This is a genomic window from Desulfomonile tiedjei (genome assembly GCA_016212925.1).
Taxonomy (GTDB): domain Bacteria; phylum Desulfobacterota; class Desulfomonilia; order Desulfomonilales; family Desulfomonilaceae; genus JACRDF01.
On sequence record JACRDF010000052.1, the window covers coordinates 56,661 to 75,466 of the forward strand.

Annotated in this window: 13 protein-coding genes; 8 read left to right on the top strand and 5 right to left on the bottom strand. The window is 53.6% G+C overall.

Features of this window, described 5'->3' with window-relative positions; translation table 11 throughout:
- Window positions 1-64: 64 nt before the first annotated feature.
- Complete coding sequence (msrB, locus tag HY913_23605; protein ID MBI4966285.1) at window positions 65-1,120, top strand: peptide-methionine (R)-S-oxide reductase MsrB; 1,056 nt, start codon at window positions 65-67, stop codon at window positions 1,118-1,120.
- On the opposite strand, the gene HY913_23610 is transcribed toward msrB, so the two are convergent.
- The gene (locus HY913_23610; GenBank protein MBI4966286.1) at window positions 1,106-2,596 is read right to left on the bottom strand and encodes a hypothetical protein; all 1,491 of its coding nucleotides are present in this window, start codon (window positions 2,594-2,596) and stop codon (window positions 1,106-1,108) included. The two genes, msrB and HY913_23610, sit on opposite strands and share 15 nt — an antisense overlap.
- A gap of 429 nt (window positions 2,597-3,025) precedes the next feature.
- On the opposite strand from HY913_23610, the gene HY913_23615 reads away from it, so the two are divergent.
- From HY913_23615 to HY913_23630, 4 genes are all read left to right on the top strand, one after another.
- Entirely contained in the window at window positions 3,026-5,845 is a 2,820-nt protein-coding gene (locus HY913_23615; GenBank protein ID MBI4966287.1) for a PAS domain S-box protein, read from the top strand.
- Window positions 5,846-6,319: 474 nt separating this feature from the next.
- A complete protein-coding gene (locus HY913_23620; protein ID MBI4966288.1) occupies window positions 6,320-7,660 on the top strand; it encodes a hypothetical protein in 1,341 nt (446 codons plus the stop codon).
- Window positions 7,661-8,320: 660 nt separating this feature from the next.
- The gene (locus tag HY913_23625) at window positions 8,321-10,618 is read left to right on the top strand and encodes a magnesium chelatase subunit D family protein (GenBank protein ID MBI4966289.1); all 2,298 of its coding nucleotides are present in this window, start codon (window positions 8,321-8,323) and stop codon (window positions 10,616-10,618) included.
- Entirely contained in the window at window positions 10,618-11,676 is a 1,059-nt protein-coding gene (locus HY913_23630; GenBank protein ID MBI4966290.1) for an ATP-binding protein, read from the top strand. The genes HY913_23625 and HY913_23630 overlap by 1 nt, the downstream gene beginning before the upstream one ends.
- Before the next feature lie 173 nt (window positions 11,677-11,849).
- Here HY913_23630 and HY913_23635 read toward each other — a convergent pair whose 3' ends face one another.
- The 4 genes from HY913_23635 to mazG form a co-directional block, all read right to left on the bottom strand.
- Entirely contained in the window at window positions 11,850-12,731 is an 882-nt protein-coding gene (locus tag HY913_23635; protein ID MBI4966291.1) for a hypothetical protein, read from the bottom strand.
- 448 nt (window positions 12,732-13,179) lie between these two features.
- Window positions 13,180-13,350, bottom strand: a complete 171-nt coding sequence (locus HY913_23640) for a hypothetical protein (protein ID MBI4966292.1) — start codon at window positions 13,348-13,350, stop codon at window positions 13,180-13,182.
- Window positions 13,351-13,404: 54 nt separating this feature from the next.
- On the bottom strand, window positions 13,405-13,782 hold the full coding sequence (locus HY913_23645) for a hypothetical protein (GenBank protein MBI4966293.1): 378 nt from the start codon (window positions 13,780-13,782) through the stop codon (window positions 13,405-13,407).
- A 73-nt stretch (window positions 13,783-13,855) separates the two neighbouring features.
- Window positions 13,856-14,704 (bottom strand): nucleoside triphosphate pyrophosphohydrolase, encoded by an 849-nt coding sequence (gene mazG / locus HY913_23650; protein MBI4966294.1) that lies wholly within the window; start codon window positions 14,702-14,704, stop codon window positions 13,856-13,858.
- Window positions 14,705-14,944: 240 nt separating this feature from the next.
- On the opposite strand from mazG, the gene HY913_23655 reads away from it, so the two are divergent.
- The 3 genes from HY913_23655 to ybeY are packed head-to-tail and all read left to right on the top strand — an operon-like array spanning window position 14,945 to window position 18,788.
- Entirely contained in the window at window positions 14,945-15,949 is a 1,005-nt protein-coding gene (locus tag HY913_23655; GenBank protein MBI4966295.1) for a PhoH family protein, read from the top strand.
- A gap of 6 nt (window positions 15,950-15,955) precedes the next feature.
- Window positions 15,956-18,448: an HDIG domain-containing protein gene (locus tag HY913_23660; protein MBI4966296.1), complete on the top strand. Its 2,493-nt coding sequence runs from the start codon at window positions 15,956-15,958 to the stop codon at window positions 18,446-18,448.
- Window positions 18,438-18,788, top strand: a complete 351-nt coding sequence (gene ybeY / locus HY913_23665) for an rRNA maturation RNase YbeY (protein MBI4966297.1) — start codon at window positions 18,438-18,440, stop codon at window positions 18,786-18,788. The genes HY913_23660 and ybeY overlap by 11 nt, the downstream gene beginning before the upstream one ends.
- Window positions 18,789-18,806 lie beyond the last annotated feature (18 nt).

The following is an 18,806-nucleotide window of genomic DNA, read 5'->3' on the forward strand; positions in this document are numbered from 1 at the left end:
CGCGCGAGTCTTACATTAACCATTAGAATGTAAAAATGAGGTTGTACCTATGATGACAATATTCATGAAGGCATTGCTTATAGGCTTTTGTTTGATCGCGTTCCTGGCGGTGACCGTGAACGCGCGGGCAGAATATGAGAAAGCGACCTTTGCAGGCGGATGTTTCTGGTGCATGGAACCGCCATTCGAAAAACTGAACGGTGTTGTGCAAGTAGTATCAGGCTATGCAGGCGGTACGGGGGACAAGCCGACCTATGAGGATTACGCGCAAAAGGGCCATGTGGAAGTCATAGAGATCACCTACGATCCGTCGGTAACAGATTATTCGAAGCTTCTGGATGTGTTCTGGAGACAGATAGATCCGACCGACCAGAACGGCCAGTTCGTTGACAGAGGGCCACAGTACCGATCCGCGATCTTCTATCATAACGACGACCAAAAACGGCTGGCTGAGAAATCCAAAGAGGAATTGGGAAAATCGGGGAAATACGCCAAACCCATAGTGACCGAGATCCTCAAAGCCTCGCCATTTTACAAAGCGGAAGAGTATCACCAGGACTACTATAAGAAGAACCCGCTGCGATACAAATTCTACAGGGCCAATTCCGGCCGCGACAAATACTTGGAAAAAGTGTGGGGAGGGGACATGGGACAGAAAGACAAGGCTGAAAACCCTCAAAAGCCGGGGAAGTTGAGCAAAGAAGAACTGAAGAAAAAGCTAACCCCTTTGCAATATCAAGTGACGCAGGAGGAGGGTACCGAACCGGCCTACAAAAACGAGTATTGGAACAATCACGAGCCGGGAATTTATGTGGACATTGTTTCCGGTGAACCCCTTTTTAGCTCTCTGGACAAGTTCGAGTCCGGGACAGGATGGCCGAGCTTCACCAAGCCGCTGGAACCGGGTAACGTAGCCGAAAAAGAGGACAGAAGCTTTTTCACTACCCGCACCGAGGTACGGAGCAAGCAAGGCGATTCCCACCTCGGGCACGTTTTCAATGACGGGCCAAAGCCCACGGGCCTACGGTATTGTATGAATTCCGCGTCGCTTCGTTTCATTCACAAAGACAACCTCGAAAAGGAGGGTTACGGGCAATACAGTAAGCTATTTGAAAAATAATCCTTGTTCGTCCATGGAGTTCTTCACTGCAACTGGATGGACCAGGAATCGCCTACCGGCAACGGATTGCGATTCCCCTACAGAATCCCGGGAGAGATGTGCCGCATCAAAAATGCTCCGCACAAGCACTTCCATGAAGTCCTCACACTCTTGCCTGGTCAACAGAGCCGCGGACGAGGTCAATACCAGGTGGAGGCGCCTTCGATAGATGTATGCGTACACATTTACGGACGCGTTACCGGCTATTTTGTAACCGGTGCCATGGACGTCGATGATGTTTGCGTCGCCCAATTTGACCAGGCAGGAATCTTCCCCCAGAGTTCCTTCTTTGAATTCAGGCCAGACAACCCCGAGGAACCCGATAGAGAAAGAATAGCGCTGATGCTGCATGAACTTGTGAGCAATCCGGCGTCTTATCCAAAGCGGGAACACAGCAAGGAAACGAGCTGCCCGGGAGATTGACTTTCGCACAGTCAGATCGACTCGCCTACTTAGCTGCCTGTGCCGAGCCTGCGCCAACTGACGGACGAATGTCGTATGACTCTCTCTGTCTCCAGGGTTGGAGCGAAAGAAGATAACGGAGCTATAATTCTTTTCCGATGTCCCGCCGAATCTTTCCCTCATATTTACGGTTACCGCAGTGGTGATGAGTCCGGGCGAAATGTTCCGATCTGCGTTCCATTTGTCCAAAGACATGTTTGCGCAAGCAATCAGATGGTCCACAAAGCGAGCGTCGTTTTGCGCAAAACTCCCCATGACTCTGTCGGTTCCTTCGAGAGACAGGACCCTTTTCACATGCCACTCGCTGGGGTCCTTTTTGTTGCCTGTTCCATGAGGCTGCTGTGGCTTTTGTTTCCGATTGGCCAAATCCCGCCGTAATTGTGACCAGAAATCTTTCCATCCGAACTTCCGAGTGACCGGCTCTCTTCTTTTGCGAGAAGTGGAGAACACGTGCGGGATGCTCAGGCAAGTCGGCGTCTCTCCCTTAACGATCTTGTGATACCGAACCAGTATTTCCGTTATAATCCGTAAGGCCATTGCCGCATCGGCGACGACGTGATGTATGAGGAATGCCATTACAAAGTGCTCGTTTGCCGCTCGCAATACGTGTATTTCGATCGGCGGCTCCTTCCAAAGGTCCCAATTCCTGTCCAGTCGAGGGGCCAGATGGAACATAAGGAGGTTCAGCCCTGCCTGAAACCCGTTCCAGTCCGGGATCTCGGACATAAATACAGGAATCTCCAGAGCCGGGCGGTATTCTCTGGACAGATAAAACCTGCGACCGTTGCGGGTCTGACTCAGGACACTCGTGAGTTCCGGGAACCGCTCGCATGCTTCCTTCACTGCCGCCTTGAATGCTGCCTCGTCAAAACCTCCGACCATCTCGGCAGCCATCAAGATGATGTTCTTGGTATTATTGAGACTGGTCAGTGCCATTGTGTCGGATATGATATCGATTGGTTGTTGTTCCGGCATGACACGCCATACCTCCGGTAAACCGAACTTTTCGGTCAGGAAATTGTTATTGCTCAAACAATAATCATTGATTTCCGGAACCGGCAGTTTTCGAGACAAGGCAGCTCCTGGTGCTGTGCACTTATTTCCTCAACCAGTCCGTCCTTTGACTTGGTTTTTCTCCTCTGGTATGGTCGAAGTGGGGCGGACATGTATGAAGCTTTGGCTCGCCTAATTCCTGCCTTCCTCAGAACCTCCCGGGCGGGTGGAATGTCAAAACATATCGTACGCGGGACGGTTTCGGAGGTCTTGATCTCATAGAATGGGATCATAATGGCCCAGGATGCTGCTCGAGCTTCGCCGAATGCCGGCGCTGGAGCAGCAGGCAAGGTTTAGCCGGACCGGATGAGCTCGACGGACTAATCACTTCCCTGGTGGAGACATAGGGCAATGTGCGCTCACCTTAAGGCCAATCTCGGAGGAAAAGTCGTGACCTCCGTGACGCCTGCGGCCGCGGTGCTTTCGACGGTTCTCGGTTTGGTCGTGCTGGCCGAGTGGGCGGCCGAGTCCCTGCAAATTGCCCGTGTCCAAATCCAGTTTGTGCCTATGGCTCCTGCCACGGCCCTGTGCTTTGCGTTCCTCGGCCTGGTCCTGCTCTGCCATCGGCGAGGATCCACAAACCAAGTGCTCAGGGTCGCCATGCCCCTGATGGCAGGCTTTGTGTTGATTTTCAGTGCCATTCTCTTCATCCAATTTGTATCCGAGTGGCGTCTGGACATAGAGCGATGGATCGCGCCGGAAACCACCTTTTCGCAAGGGGTGGCAGTTGGCCGGATGTCGCCGCTGACCTCGGTGCTGTTTGTCCTACTGTCCCTGGCTACTTGGCCCCCCTTTCCTCGGTTGTCGGATGCTCGTTCGCGGAACCTGGTGTCCCAAGGACTCGCTCTTCTAGTCTTTGGCGTTGCGGCTGTTCTGGCTATCGGCTACTGGTTTGGCACTCCTCTGCTCTATGGTGGAAAGCTCATCCCCGTTGCCCTGCCGACGGCCATTGGGTTTATTCTGCTTGGGGTCGGTCTGCTGTTCGATGGACCGGATTCTCTACTTTTTCGCTTAGCGGTGAGTGATTCCGTATTCGCTCGATTCACCCGAATGGCAGTACCGGGTTCCATCGCAATCATATTGGTGGGGGGCTGGTTCACTCTGACGGTAATCTCACGGGCGGATGCACCTTACAGGGTGGTCTCGGTAGGTGTCACAGCGGTCTTGACAGCAGCGCTGGTAGCTTTTCTGATGAGCGCGGTTGCGCGGCATGTCCAAGCCGCCGTTAGTAGCGCAGATTCGGCGCTACGAGAAAGTGAGCAGAAATATCGGTCCCTCGTGACGAACATTCCGGATATTGTCTGGACTACCGATAGCTACGGTAACACTACCTTCGTCAGCTCCAATGTGGAAAGCATACTGGGATTTACTTCGGAAGAGCTTTGTGAAAATGGGCGCAATTCCTGGTTGAGCAGAATAGACCCCGAGGATGCCGAAAAAGTGAAAAAGGCTTTTGACGCCCTCTTCAAGGATCGATTGCCCTTTGAAATTGAGTACAGGGTCCGGCGAAAAGATGGGACGCTGATATGGCTGCGAGACAGAGCTTTAGCCCCTTACGAAAAAGACGGGGTGTGTTTTGCCGACGGCATTTCCTCCGATGTCACCAAGCGCAAGCTCGCCGAGCTAGCACTCGGAGATAACCTCCAATTCGTGCAGAATCTCATGCAGGCAATTCCCAATCCCGTCTTTTACAAGGGCGTGGACGGTAGGTACTGGGGCTGCAATCCAGCTTGTGAGGAGTTCCTGGGCCTTCCCGCTGATTCGATTGTTGGAAAAACCGTGTACGATATTGCTCCCCCAGAAGTCGCGGATGAATATAGGCGACGAGACCAGGATCTGTTTAATAATCCGGGGGTTCAGATTTATGAGTATAAAATGATTCGTGCGGATGGGGCAGAGCGTAATGTGGTGTTCTACAAGTCGACGTTCACCGACTCATTTGGGAAAGTGGCGGGCCTTATAGCGGTCGTCATGGACATCACGGAAATGAGGAGAGCGGAAGCAGAGCGCGAGCAGTACAGGAACCAACTTCTGCAATCGCAGAAAATGGAAGCAATTGGTACCCTCACCGGTGGCATCGCTCACGATTTCAACAACATGCTTACCGTAATACTCGGTTACTCCGAGATGCTCCTTTTGGACAAGAAAGAAGGCCAGGCAGGATATGACGATCTGCAGAAGATAGCTCAGACGGCTCTTAACGGCGCGGAGTTGGTCAAGAGGCTGCTGGTATTCAGCCGGCAGGCGGAGATGAAGCCTGTCCCATTGAATCTGAACCACCAAATTGAGCAGCTCAAGAAATTGCTGTCCCGAACCTTGCCTAAGATGATTGACATAGTGGTGGACCTGGTCGATCAACCGGCGCTGATCAGCGCAGACCCTTCACAAATGGATCAGATGATGATGTACCTTGCGCTGAATTCGGCAGAGGCTATGCCGGAAGGAGGCCGTTTATCCATCGAAACGAAGAATGTCCTTTTGGACGAAGAGTACTGCCGAGCCCATGGCGAAGTGAAGCCGGGTCCTTATTTAATGTTCGGTGTTTCGGACACAGGCCAAGGAATGGACCAGGAAACCCTGGAGCGAATATTCGAGCCCTTCTTTACCACAAAGATGAGAGATTCGCGCAAAGGAACCGGCCTGGGCCTGTCCGTTGTGCGAGGCATCGTTGAGCAACACAACGGTCACGTTACGTGCGAAAGTCAAATCGGTCGGGGTACAACGTTCAGAATATACTTTTCTGCCATAGAGCCAGATGAACAGCCGGAGGATGTTGCAGAGCATGCACCACCCTTAGGTCGCAAAGAGACAATTCTGCTGGTGGACGACGAAGACCTCGTGAGAGATTTGGGACAGCGGATTCTTGAACGCTCAGGGTATCGTGTTTTTACCGCGGCCAATGGAAAAGAGGCTTTGGCGCTTTACAAGAAGGAGCAGCCCAACATCTCCCTCGTGATACTCGATCTCATCATGCCCGAAATTAGTGGAAGGCAATGTCTGCAGGAAATGCAGAAGCTGAATCCAAGCGTGAGGGTGTTGGTGGCAACAGGATTTTCACCGGATTCTCTGACGCGGGAAGCACTTGAAAAAGCCACAAAGGGTTTGGTTGCCAAGCCGTATGATATGCGACAGCTTCTGCAATCGGTCCGAGATGCTTTGGACGCGGAGTGAAATGTTGCCGCATCGGCACCCACATGAGTATCACAAATGCCGAAACAAGATGTTCTTTAACCGCTCTTACTAATTGTATCTCGATCGACCTCCAAGACCTCGTCATTCAAATCAGTCCTACGCAAATAATTGCTGCTGATACTAAACATTAATTTCAGTATGATTGAGCCAGACCATATAAATTACTTGGCTTTAATACGAAAACATGCTAAAATTCATGCCAAAATCTCCGTCAATAATGCCACTTAAATCTTAGGGTTTATTCCGTATGTAATGTCGGGTGTGGAGTCCTCAATGCCTTCAGCGCAAATCCGTGTTCTGATAGTTGTGCTATCAGCATGCCTCGGTTTTTGCTTACCGGTTTTTTCTGCTGATCTCCCACAATCCCCAATGGGACCATCTGAACTTCGCAGTGTAATTGATACGCCGCGGCCGAACCCGCCTGGTTCAGGACAAATCGCCGAGTTGGATTCCGTGCCGTTCTCCAGTTCGATGTTCCCCTGGCTGACTTCTCTAGTCCCGAATCTCCAGCTTGGTTTTCTGTACAATATTGGGCCAAACATAAGGACAGGCAGGTTTACAGCGGATTATTTGCTCCCTGTCAATGCGGGCAAAGGCTCTATATTGTTCGGTGAGGCCCATTTCGAAAACCAGGACTTCTGGCGTCGCCCGAATGCCGCGGCGGAGTACAGAATAGATATTTCGCTTGGCGGCGGGTTCAGAAAATTGGTGAACGGCAATACATTTTTGGGCCTGAACGGTTTCTACGATTCCACGAAAGTGTTTGGTCAATGGTATTCCTCCGGCGGCCTTGGTCTGGAAATGGCCGCTGTTCTTGGAGGTGATTCGGCCGTTGACCTGAATTTTAATTATTACGGCGACATTTTCAATCGCGATGTGCTCGTCAATGTCTTCCGGAATGGCCGCGGAAGCTACGATGTGGAAGCAGGCTATTCTCAATCTTTATTCAACCAGGCTTTTGACCTGAGATTGAAGGCGGTAGGCTATCAGTTCGACATTGGCGAGAAAGTTTACGGTTGGCGCACGGGCGGAGATCTTACAACCAAAAACGGAACGTTCACCATACGATATGAGCATGGCCACGATCGCATTGCCGGATCTTATAATACCATCGGCGGTTTTGTGAATGTCGGGGTGCAATTGGACAATCTCTTGAAGCTGGAAAGCCCTTTCACAGCGCCCGAGCCTGTATTCAAGAGCCCGCGCAATCTGGAGCGGATGCTGACTCAACAGGTTCACCGAAACTGGCACCTGCCTAATTCGGTGGTGTTCGCACGCAGCGCCAACTCTATGTCCGCCGCTGCCCAAAAGCCGTTCTTCAACTTCAGTATTTCGGATCCCTTAGCGAACTCCATAGTCAGGGCCAAGACCTTAGGCGAAACCCATACGGTCATACAAATAACACCAGGCTGGGATTCCTGCCCGGCTGTGTTCGTTGCTTCCACACAGTCGCTTTCTGTCGAGAACTACAACAGCAGCGCTGCGATAAATGTGCGAGCTACGGTGGTCACCGACACTTCGGTATCCGGAGGGTGCCGCATCTTGCGCGTCCAGCTCCCTACCGGGCTTCTCCTCGGACCTGTCGGCACCTCTTTCCCCCACACCGGTACTTTCGTCCTGCCCGCCGGCGGAAGTACGTGGAGCTTTGGCCCATTCGCAGTCCTGGCGTACAATAGGGCCCCGTGCAATTGCGGCGCTTCGATAACCTCCGGGGCATTAGCCGGGACCCTGGTGCTCGAAGACCTGAGCGGGCAAATACCGACGCAGACGATTGACGTAATCACCGTGCCCTGACGGGTGATGGGGGACCTCACCGTCTGATGTCCGCCCGACTACAGGAGTTCCCTTGGCGGCCTTGCCGCTATGAACCCCCGGTCCATTCGGTGCAGCCGGCTTGTCAGGCAATGCGACTCCATCCAGACAAAAATTTTGAGATTCCCAATGTAATTTCCGATCGCCTAATGCCGTCATTCCGACGCAAGCCGGAATCCGGGAGGAGTTGGGTCCCGGCTTCCGCCGGGACGACGTAAGTCTGCCATTCCGACAAAACTTTGGAGAAATGCTACCAAAGTTGTTCCCAAGACCTCTTCCCGAATGAGGCCTTCCCGTGTTGGCAGGACACCCGCACATTAATCCGTGGTCACCTTCGAGAACTACTATAGATTCCTTTTTGAGAACAGAAGGCTATGATGTACGGTAATCCCGCGAAAATGCGTCGCGCGGCTGAGGAGACTAAGCGACGACACGGATTGCCATCTTGTGATACCAGGTCGCGTTCAAGCACTGAAGGATCGGGTAGATCCCGCACGGACCTGAGTGACCTCAGGTCCGTGGCACCCGAAGGCCGATGCTGGTTGGCTGTTGGGTGCCACTGACCTGGGATCCAGGTCAGTGCTGATTTTGGATCAAACAATCGTCACCGTTTGGAGGCGAATCCGTATGACAGCATGAACAATGGAGCAGGAATTGGCCGAACCCGAAAAGTCCCAACCCATCTATCCTTTTTCAGCCATAGTGGGACAGGATGCGATGAAGCTGGCTCTGATCCTCAATGCCATAAACCCGAGTGTCGGAGGGCTGCTGATCAGGGGAGAAAGAGGAACCGCGAAATCCACGGCTGTTCGGGCCCTGAAGAGTGTCCTTCCGGAAATCGAAGTTGTGGCTGATTGTCCGTATTCCTGCGATCCAAAAGATACACCAGACCAGTGCCGATCTTGTCGGAACGACCTCGGCAACTCTCGAAGCGGTTTCAAAACCGCGGAACTGGAATTAGACACCGAGGCCTCCCAAACGACACCATTGTCGCTGTTTTCGACAATGGTGCAAAATCATGGGAGTCCCGCGCGGAACGCGGGATTGGGGAGGGGTCCGGGGCCACTCGGCGTGGGGCCATATCTAACTTCGATTGACTCCTCGATTCATGAAGGCCTCGGCGGCGTAAAGGAGGGTTATCGCCCTGCGCGCAGCAGTTTTTGCAAAAAGGGCCTCCCCGGAAACTCTGTCCAGGAACTGGCAGATTTTGACACCGTTTCCAAGCGTCGAAAAGTGCGCGTGGTGGAGCTGCCTCTCAATGCCACGGAAGAAATGATAGTTGGTGGGCTGGACTTTTCCGCGTCGATTCGTGACGGGAAAAGAGTCTTTCAGCCGGGGCTTATGGCGCGTGCCAACCGCGGAATTATGTACATAGACGAAGTGAATCTCCTGCCCGATCATTTGGTGGATGTGATTTTGGATGTCTGCGCTTCCGGGGAAAACGTGGTTCAGCGTGAAGGGGTATCGCATCGCCATCCGGCTCGATTCATCCTCATCGGCACTATGAATCCGGAGGAAGGCGAACTCAGACCTCAGCTGTTGGACCGTTTCGGGTTGTGTGTGGATGTGAGCGGTGAAAGCGACCTGGAATCGCGAGTCGAAGTGCTCCGACGCAGGGACACCTTCGACCGGACCTCGCGAGATTTTTTGAAGGCCTTTGAGCGCGAAGAGAAGAACCTGGGCCGGAAGATTGCACACGCTCGGAAGATTTTACCGAGAATTACTTTATCTCCGCTCCTGGAAGGATCGATCGTGGAGATTTGCGTTCAGCACAATGTAGCCGGCCACAGGGCTGACATCGTGATCGCAAATGCCGCCCGGGCCCTGGCCGCGTATGAAGGCCGTGGCGAGGTGACCTTGGAGGATGTTCGGCACGCGGCAATCCTGGCCCTCCCGCACCGGTCTCGTGAACGCACTGCCGCGACGGATTCCGCGCAATCCGGTCCTGCGTACAACCCCGGTCGTGTGAGGACAATATGGGATCATTTTGAGGAATATCCGGAACAAGAGCCTTCACAAGGTCCTTCGCGCGATTCGCGAATGGATACCATTGAATTCGGCCCGGTTCGAAAACCAATCCGGCGATACGATTATCCGGAAGCGTTCTTTGACATTGGCCCGACCTTCAAAGTCAGGGAGATCGGCCACCGTCCGGACAAGCTTTGCAGGCAAGGATCAGGAAAGCGGTCTCGAACACGAACCAGACACAAGCAGGGGAGATACGTCGGGTGCACCTCGGCCAGGCTTACCAACGACATCTCTTTGGATGCAACCCTTCGTGCGGCCGCTCCCCATCAGTTGACACGAGACAGCACAAACGGTCTTTTGGTAACTATCCGGGATGAGGACATCAGAGAAAAGCTTCGGGAGACCCGAACGGGAAACTTTCTCCTTTTCATCGTAGACGCGAGCGGCTCCATGGCCGCGAAGGGACGCATGGTGGCATCCAAGGGCGCGATTATGTCTCTGCTGAAGGACGCTTACCAGAAGCGGGACCGGGTGGCTATGATATCCTTTCGCCAGCAGGAGGCGTTTGTGAATCTGCCGCCTACTGCGTCCATATATCTGGCCGGCAAGCTCTTGAAGGAGCTTCCTGTCGGTGGCAAGACCCCGTTGGCCGCAGGGCTTCACAAGGGCCAGGCCCTGCTGCGCAATGTGCTGCTCAAAGATCCCGCGTGCAAGCCGATACTGATAATCCTTACCGACGGAAAGGCCAATGAGAGCGTCGGCAAGGGAGATCCATTCTGGGAAGCTCTCTCGGTGGCCAAGGGGATTGCCTTGGACAAACGGGTCAAATCCATCGTAGTCGACGCTGAAGAAGACCGCGGCTTTCGGTACGGATTATCCGCGAGGCTAGCGGAAGTCCTGCACGCGGACTACTTCACAATCAAGGACTTGAGGGCCGATACTTTACTCCAAATAGTGAGGAGCGGTGTCTGATGTCTAACCGGTTTTTGTATCCTTTCGCTGCAATCGTGGGCCAGGAAAAGGTGAAACTGGCGCTCATATTGAATATTATCGACCCGACCATAGGCGGCGTGCTCATAAGAGGTGAAAAGGGCACGGCAAAATCCACTGCTGTGCGTGGTCTTGCAGACATTCTGCCAGTGATTGAAGTGGTCGAAAACTGCCCGTTTCAATTGCCGGCTCGGGATGGACATTTCTTGTGCGATCATTGCATGGACCACCTCTGCTTGAACGGCAACCCCGCCACGGAAGCGCCGCCCCAAATAAAGAGAAAAATCAACGTGGTCGAACTGCCGCTGGGCGCTACTGAAGACAGGCTGGTCGGAACTCTCAACCTGGAGCACGCTTTGAAGACCGGTCAAAAAAGGTTTGAACCCGGCATCCTGGCTCAGGCGAACAGGGGCATACTATACGTGGACGAAGTAAACCTGCTGGACGATCATCTGGTGGACGTGTTGTTGGATTCCGCGGCTATGGGAACCAATACCGTTGAGCGGGAAGGGGTATCGTTCGTGCATCCTGCACGGTTCACGCTGGTTGGCACCATGAACCCCGAAGAAGGTGAACTCCGGCCCCAGTTGCTCGATCGGTTCGGCCTGTGCGTGAATATCTCAGGCATTCGTGACGCGGAAGCCCGAGTCCAAATCATGGAGCGCCGCCTCAAGTTCGATCGCGATCCCGCAGCGTTCACCGAGGACTGGATCGCGGAATCAGCGGAAATATCTAAGCGAATTCAGCTCGCACAAATGCGATCCGTTGAAACAATAGCGGACAGGCCAATACTGGAAATAATCGCGGCCGCGTGCCTGAAGCTCGGCGTGGACGGCCACAGGGCCGACATCGTGACCCTTAAAACCGCTCGGGCTTTGGCCGCGTACGAAGGCCGAACCAAAGTCACATCCGAAGATGTCTTGGCCGCGGCAGAGCTGGCTTTGCCCCACCGCCTCCGGCGAACACCCTTCGAGGGCGTTGCAGGAGACGTGGGCGCAGAAATAAGGGCAGCGCTGTCCGTAGCGCGGGTGGGCGGTTGACCTCGCTTCTTGTTCAATTGATGAGCGCGTAGGATGCGGTGACCAGCGGGAACCGCATCGTTTAAGTGGCTCGGTTTTTTCTGCGCAACCGATGCGGTTCGCCTCGCTCACCGCATCCTACGGGGGATTGCTGCAAGCGCTGTAATTCGCAGGGGTTCAGGTACGAGGATAAATCAGTATAGATCGGGATAAAGTCTTTGTTGACAATCCGGACAGATGCTGTGGCTGAATTCTGCATCGGAATGATCGCGAATATAAGACTCAATTTGGTTCCAATACCCTTTGTCGTCCCGGATTCGCTTGCATGCCGAGCAAATGGGGATCAAGCCACTCAGAGTTTTGACTTCGCTAAGGGCATGCTCAAGCTGAATAATTAAATTATCCTTTTCAATCCGGGCGCGTAAGCGTTCTTCGCTTTCGGTCTTAATCCTTTCATGAGCTGCTTCGATTTCCAGATTTCGCAATCGCAAACGTCGCCTGATATCCGAGACAAATCCCCCGAAAAAGGCAAACCATGTCAGAAGAATGCCAAACAACACGAACAGAAAGATTTGGTACTGTATCCTAAATCCCCCACGATTTTGAAGATACTCCACCACGAGGAGTGACCCGTAAAGTCCCATCACGCAAGCCGCCACCCTGAGATATTGTCGCCGGTTGAGACGCAGCATTCCAAAACTGAAAGCGGGCAGGTAGAACATCAACAACATCGGCCGGGCTTCGGGTAAGGAATGTATCGCCACAAGACCCCAAAAAGCGGAGTAGACGATCTGCCCCCGAGTCAAGGAGGGATCTGAAAAGCGCAAGTTCGCGCCCGTCAGGAACAAAACAAAGAAGACGATGTTTCCAATCAGTGCAAGGCCTATGAAAGTTGCCCACTGAGCAAAAGTCATTTGGCCGAGCCCAAGCCGGGTAGTGAGAAACGCCGCGAGAATCACTACCACGTAGGTGGCCACGGCCATGCCGAAACGCCTCATACGGAGCGATTGTGCCCTGCGCGCAACCTCATCTGGCGCTACAATGGGTCCCGGTACGCTGTTTGGCACAGTGATCACCGAGGGGTCTCCTGCATGAGGAATCAAGGACGGGGTAAGATCTTAAGAAAGCGGGCCTCAACCCTGGTTTCTGGTTGAAAACGGGTTGCTTCTAGTACTGTAGTGGATTCTAGGGTAATCCGCAATCCCCTTGAGAGCGAGGTTGTAATCATTCACTTACGCGGGAGGTTGCAGAGAACTATTCCACCGCAGAGCGCACGAAGAAGGGGTAGGGGCGCACGGCCGTGCGCGCCGTACACTCCGCGATCTCCGCGGCATCTGCGGTGACCCCGCGCGGGACGCGGGGTTATTTGCATGGGTGAAGTCGCGCAAATCCAAAGATCGTGCTTTGAATAATTTCGGTCCCTATCGCCATTTGAGCCGCATTGAAATATGCGCCACGCATTCTTCGTCCCTTCCTGCGATCCTCTCTTGCATGTTCTTCTGACCAGAAGAAAACGCTCTCGCTTCAGAACGCGTTGATAATGCTCTCGTCCTGGATCTTGAACAGGTCCACGTGCGGAACAAAGACAAAGGGCTCACAGCCCTCGTTCTTCACGGTGCAGCGAAGATCGCTGTCGATTTCGATTTCCATTGGTTTGGAGCAGTGGGCGCATTCGGTTCTGACCGTGACCGACACGTATTCTTTCCTCAATCGCCCTTGCACGAAGGGCGTTGCAAATGCATCCGCGGCTCAAGCCGCATATAGTTGCTCGCCGGTGCTAAACGTCACATGATGCGGGGTTTTCTCAACAGTCACGGGGTAGGCCCAAACAACCGCACCCTGGCTGTTTCTGAACAGGAATGTCATGTGCTCCTGAAGGTCGTTCAAAATGACATTCACCCGGTTCACAGGCAGGCCCAATTTGTCTGCAACAAATTCCGGCGATAACGGCTGGCCGGCATACGGGAGTTCCCTCACCACGAAATGGTGCACCAGGCGATGCTCTTGGGACATGAAACCGAGCATGCCCTCAAATTTTGCTTTGGTTTTGAAAACCTTCTTGCCCCATAAGGACGGCGGCAGATCGATCATGCACCGCCAGAGCCCTATCATGACTTTGTTTTTCACGAGGTATGCCTCCTTTGAAAGAGTTCAGCCGGCGCCCCCGGCAACAGGCATACCCTGAGCTATGAAGCTATAGTCACGTCAAGCTTCTTTTTTCCAGTGCCTTTGCTTCATCCCAAAGGCGGTCCATTTCCTGGAGGTCCGCGTCTTCCAGGGATTTGCCCGATGCTTTCAACCGCGCCTCGATGTAACGGAAGCGCCGCTCGAATTTGTCTGAAGTCTCGTTCAAAGCGGCTTCGCTGTTTACTTCCAGGTGGCGGGCCGCGTTGGTTACCACAAACAGCAAGTCTCCGAGTTCTTCGCGGATTTCGGCCTGTGACCCCGAGGAAATGGCCTGTCGCAGCTCCGCCAATTCCTCGTCGATCTTGAGCAAGACCTCATCAGCCTTTGTCCAGTCAAACCCGGCCTTCGCTGCCCTCCTGGCGAGTTTCTGCGCCCTATTGAGCGCAGGAAGCGATCGGGGAACACCGTCCAGCAGCGACTCTCTCTCTTGAATGTTTTTCTCGGATGCCTTGATCTTGGCCCAGTTGTCGATCACGTCCTCCGCGTCTTTGACTTGAACTTCGCCGAAAACGTGCGGATGCCTGCGGATCATCTTGGAAATTACGCCCTGCAAGACCTCAGGCAGAGTGGCGATCCCTTCCTGCTCGAACATGTAAGCCACAAAGACCACAAGAAAGATCAAATCTCCCGTCTCGTCGGCAATCTCTTCCGAGTTCCCTTCGTTCATGGCATGGACCAGCTCGTGATACTCCTCGAGAATATAGTGATGAAAGGTCTGCGGTGTCTGCTTCTTGTCCCACGGGCATCCGTGCTCCGAGCGAAGCTTTCTTATGAGTTTCACCAAGTCAGTGAAGGCTTCGGCAACCTCGGGTGACCCGCTGGAATGGCCCATATCTCTTCGATCGTTCTGGATGTCCGGCATTCGGCGCAACTCCCGGTCAATGTGAATGCGTCACTCTATACCCGAGGGTTCCGACATTCAACCGGTTGAAGTTGATTCCTTGCTGGGAAAGGTATATTATTCTCAACGGAGAGCGATATCCCGGCTTTCGGGCCGAACCATCGCGGAGCGATCCGGCCTTTATAATGGCGCCCGTGAGAATGATCAGACGAGGCCGGACCACTGCCAAGAATTCATTGCTGAGGAGCAACTGAGCCCTTCTTGAGGACACCTACAGCACAACAGGGCGAGAAGTCGTCTCGTAAGGTCAGTTTTGACAATATCGGGGCATTTCAAGCCCTCGTCGGGGAATTGAGCAAGAATATCAAATACATTGAGAAATCCCTCGGCGTAAGCATCTCTATTAAAGGCAATACTGTCAGCATTACCGGAGACCCTCCCGGCGATGATGTGGCGGAGAGGCTCCTGAAGCAACTCTACCCGCTGGCTCGTGACGGCTATCCCATTCATCCCGTGGACATCGATCAAGGCGTCAGGATGCTGCGAAACAATTCCGAGGCCAAGATCAGGGACCTTCTACTGCACACAGTTTTCACTTCTCCGGGAAAAAGACCCATTACTCCGAAGACTCCTCAGCAAAAAAAGTATATAGAAGCTATTCAGACTCACGACATTGTCTTCGGGATAGGGCCGGCGGGAACCGGAAAGACATACCTGGCCATGGCCATGGCAATGGCGTCTTTCGCGAAGAAGGAACTCAGGAGGATTATTTTGACCCGGCCCGCTGTGGAAGCCGGCGAGAAGTTAGGATTTTTGCCGGGGGACCTTTACGAGAAGGTCAACCCTTACCTGAGGCCGCTTTATGACGCGCTGCACGACATGATTGACTTTGAGAAAGCGTCGCGCATGATTGAACGCGGGGACATCGAAGTGGCACCCCTTGCGTTTATGAGAGGCCGGACTCTGAACGATTCGTTTGTCATCCTGGATGAAGCGCAGAACACCACATCGGAGCAGATGAAAATGTTCCTGACCCGGCTCGGATACTCTTCCAAGGCCCTGATTACCGGTGATATAACTCAGATCGATCTCCCGGACGACACCATGTCCGGGCTTGTGGAAGCCCGAGAGATACTCAGCGATATAGAAGGCATAGAAGTCGTTATGTTTACCGAACAGGATGTGGTTCGCCACCCGCTGGTTCAAGAGATCATAAAGGCCTACGAGAGCAAGTCTTTCAGCCGAGAGAGACGCATGCGGAGATAGCGCAGAATGCCCACGTCCTCTGAAAAAAACAAAAACTCCGAAAAAATCAGTCCCACGGGCAAGATTAAGGGCTGGACTGCGTCTCTGAATCGAATCGCGGCGAAGACCATGCCCAGTTGGCTATACAACCTTACCGAGCCCAAGTGGCAGCGATGGGCCCTTATTGTTGGGGCCGCTTTAATTGCCGCTTTCGTGACAGCCCCCCGGTCTTTTCAGTACTACAACCTTACCGTTGGAGAGCCCGCGCAGGAAAAGATAGTCTCACCTATCACGTTTCAGGTGGTTGACGACTCAGCGACCAACAAGAACCGGGACGAGAGCCTGAAGTCCGTACTGCCTGTTTACGATTTCGATGATGAAATGGTTCACGACGTTCAGTCCAGGATCATTTCGGCATTCAACTACATGAGGGACTACCTCGCGGCTGAGAACGCATTCCGGGAGAAGGAAGCCAGCGGGCCCAAGGAAGGGCAGCCGCCGGCGGATGCCAAACCCACGAGCCAACCGCCTTTTCGGGTCCTGGACGACCACACGCTCCGGACAAGATACGAAAATCTTCTGGGGGCCAACATCACGTTGTCGAGCTTTGCCATGCTGAAGTCCGTGGGGTTCAGCCCGCACGTAGAGAGAGATTTGCGATCTCTGGTGGTCACGGTCCTTAGGAAAGGGGTGATCCAGAGTCGCGAACAGGTCATGAGGGACGGCAAGCGCGGTATCCTCCTCCACACCAAGTCAAAAGACAAATTGGAGCCTCTCAAAGACCTCTCCAACATCGTCGACTTACAGGAAGCGTTCAACTCCATAAATGTTGAAGAGAAGGACCCTTCCCGGGATTCGGCTCTCGATCGGGCCATCCGCCGTATCGGCATGGATCTGGTCAATGTGAACATCACTTACAATAGAGAAAAGAGCGCATCCTTGCGAAAAGAGGCGCTCGACTCGGTCAAGCCGGTCTATTTCCAGGTGGCCAAGGGTGAGCCCATTATCAAGAAAGGGGAAGTGGTCACCGAAGGGCATTTGAGAAAGCTTTCCGGGCTGAACAAGGCTAACCCGGCTTACAGCCGCTATGCAATTTTTGCGGGCATTGCGTTGATTTTGATTCTCCTGCTTCGGCTGTGTTTCTACTTTTCGGAAAACCATTTGGGCCGGGCTCACAGCGCGACGGAAGATCTCTTGCTTTTCTGTATTTTGCTGATCGGGACTATCATCGTTGTACGCTTCATCGTATCCTTCTCGCCGCTCCTTACCGCGCCGGAAAAAGAGGCGGCCCTGAATCCGGTGCTCTTCGCTGCGCCTCTAGCGACTGGCTCAATGCTAATGGCCTTGATGGTCGATGCCAGGATCGCCTTCATATTTTCCGCGCTGGCTGCGCTTGCGGCCACCCTCGCTGTGGAAGGCAACATTTACCTGTTCGCCTTTTACTTCATTTCGGGGATCGTAGGGCTCCACGGGATGACCCGCATAACCGACCGCACATCCGTGCTTCGAGCGGGGCTTGTGGTCGGGCTGGTGAACATGGTTTCGGTCCTCGCGATAAAGATGGCCCTGGGGCAACTTACCGCGCGGGCGGATTTCTATGAGATAGGGCTAGGATTCCTCGGCGGTGTCGTGTCGGGCCTGTTGGTCTCCGGATTGGCTCCGTTGTTGGAGCCGCTGGGTTACACCACCAACGTGAAGCTGCTGGAAATCGCCAACCTGAACCATCCGGTGCTCAAGGAAATGTCCATGCAGGCTCCCGGCACTTATCATCATTCGATCACCGTCGGGAACCTTGCCGAAACAGCAGCTGAATCAATCGGCGCGAATCCGCTCCTCGCGCGAGTCGGGGCCTTGTACCACGACATTGGAAAAGTGGGGAGAAAGACCAAGCCGACTTATTTCATCGAAAATCAGTTGAGGGGCGTCAATCCGCACGATAGGCTCGAACCCAGCATGAGTTCCCTCATTTTGATATCCCATGTAAAAAACGGAGTCGAAAAGGCCAGAGAACATAGGCTCGGCGCGCCGATCATAGATATCATTCAGCAGCATCACGGATCCAGTCTAATCAAGTTCTTTTATAACAAGGCCCTGGAAAAGGCTGAGAAGACGCATCAGGTGGTGTCGGAGGACAAGTATCATTATCCCGGACCTCGGCCCAGAACCAAGGAGGCCGCTCTGGTCATGCTGGCAGACGTTGCGGAAGCTGCGTGCAGGACCCTTGCGGACCCCACTCCCGCGCGTATTCAGAAACGGGTCCAGACTCTGATAATGGGCCTGTTCAGTGAGGGGCAACTGGATGAATCCACCCTCACGCTAAAAGACCTTCATGCCATAACCAAGTCGTTCGTCCGAACCTTACAGGGCATTCTACATACCCGTATCGACTACCCAAGCGAATTGGCCGCACAGGATAAGCCTAATGGAGATCTTAATAGACAACCGGCAGAAAAGGATCGGAATAGACCCGGACGAGTTGCGGAAGAAAACGGAACGAGTATTAGAAGGCTTGGGATGTAAGTCGACTGTAATGCTGTCCATATCGCTCGTGGATTCCCACGAAATGGCCGAACTCAATCAGAAATATCGAGGGAAAGAGGGGCCGACCAACGTCTTGTCCTTTTCGCAGCGAGAGGGGGAAGGGGCCTCAGGTCAGAAGGATCTCCTGGGCGACGTGGTCATATGCACGGATGTGGCCGCGGATGATGCCGCTCGGTTGGGCTATTCCGACGACGAAATGGTCCTGTACCTTTTGATACACGGCATTCTGCATCTGCACGGATACGACCACATGGAGCCACCGGACGCTCAGGCGATGCAGCGGGAAGTCGACCGAGTTTTTGAGGAATTGCTCGGATGACCTTGCCCCGTTGAGGCA

Bases quoted from the DNA above. Each gene is read 5' to 3' on its own strand.
- msrB (MBI4966285.1), top strand. From the start codon at position 65: ATGAAGGCATTGCTTATAGGCTTTTGTTTGATCGCGTTCCTGGCGGTG.
- HY913_23610 (MBI4966286.1), bottom strand. From the start codon at position 2,596: ATGCCGGAACAACAACCAATCGATATCATATCCGACACAATGGCACTG.
- HY913_23615 (MBI4966287.1), top strand. From the start codon at position 3,026: ATGTGCGCTCACCTTAAGGCCAATCTCGGAGGAAAAGTCGTGACCTCC.
- HY913_23625 (MBI4966289.1), top strand. From the start codon at position 8,321: ATGGAGCAGGAATTGGCCGAACCCGAAAAGTCCCAACCCATCTATCCT.
- HY913_23630 (MBI4966290.1), top strand. From the start codon at position 10,618: ATGTCTAACCGGTTTTTGTATCCTTTCGCTGCAATCGTGGGCCAGGAA.
- mazG (MBI4966294.1), bottom strand. From the start codon at position 14,704: ATGCCGGACATCCAGAACGATCGAAGAGATATGGGCCATTCCAGCGGG.
- HY913_23660 (MBI4966296.1), top strand. From the start codon at position 15,956: ATGCCCACGTCCTCTGAAAAAAACAAAAACTCCGAAAAAATCAGTCCC.